Annotated in this window: 1 protein-coding gene; it reads right to left on the bottom strand. The window is 75.1% G+C overall.

What is annotated here, in order from left to right; translation table 11 throughout:
* Positions 1-520: Hpt domain-containing protein (locus FV223_RS29300; protein WP_187276305.1), on the bottom strand; the 520-nt coding region annotated here is incomplete at its 3' end.
* Positions 521-667 lie beyond the last annotated feature (147 nt).

Below are 667 nucleotides of genomic sequence, written 5' to 3'. Positions count from 1 at the left end.
CCGGCTCGACGCCGGACGGCGGCGCAGCGGGCGAGGAGGGCGCGGCGGATTTCGGCTCGGCGGGCGGTCTTGCCGAGACCGGCGGTTCGGCCTCGACCGGCGGCTCGATCTCCGCCGGCGAGGGTGTCGTCGCGTCCGGTGCCCGGGCGCCCGCGAGGCAGCGGTCGAGCGCCGCGATGGCGTCGGCCGGCATCGCGACGTCCGGGTCGGCCTTCATCCCGGCGACGTAGGCTTCGATGCGGTCGAGGGCGAGATGGGTCGCGTTCCTGGCCTCGCGATCGAGGGCGGCGCCGGCCGAGACCTTTTCGAACAGGCTCTCCAGGCGATGCGCCACCGCCTCGACCGGCGGCAGGTCGACGGCCCGGGACGCGCCCTTGAGGCTGTGGGCCCGGCGGAAGATGTCGTTCCAGTCGGGCGCGCGGCCGGTGCCGTCGGCTCCCAGAGCCGCGCGGATCGCATCGATGTGCTCGCGGTGCTCGACCTCGAAGGCCGCGAGCAGCAGCTGGCGGATGTCGGTCACGGCGTCCGCCCGCCGGTCAATGCCGGTAGCGTTCGGCGAGGGCCATGAGGGCTCCTGCGAGCTCGGTGAGGTTGGCCGAGGCCGCCTCGACCTCGCGGGTGCCGGCGGCGGTCTGCTGGCTCGCCTGGCGGATGTTCTGCAGGGCGC

Origin of the sequence: Methylobacterium sp. WL116, assembly GCF_008039455.1 — a bacterium.
Taxonomy (GTDB): domain Bacteria; phylum Pseudomonadota; class Alphaproteobacteria; order Rhizobiales; family Beijerinckiaceae; genus Methylobacterium.
Note: the sequence above shows the minus strand (reverse complement) of the source record. Positions and strands in the feature narration are given on the sequence as shown.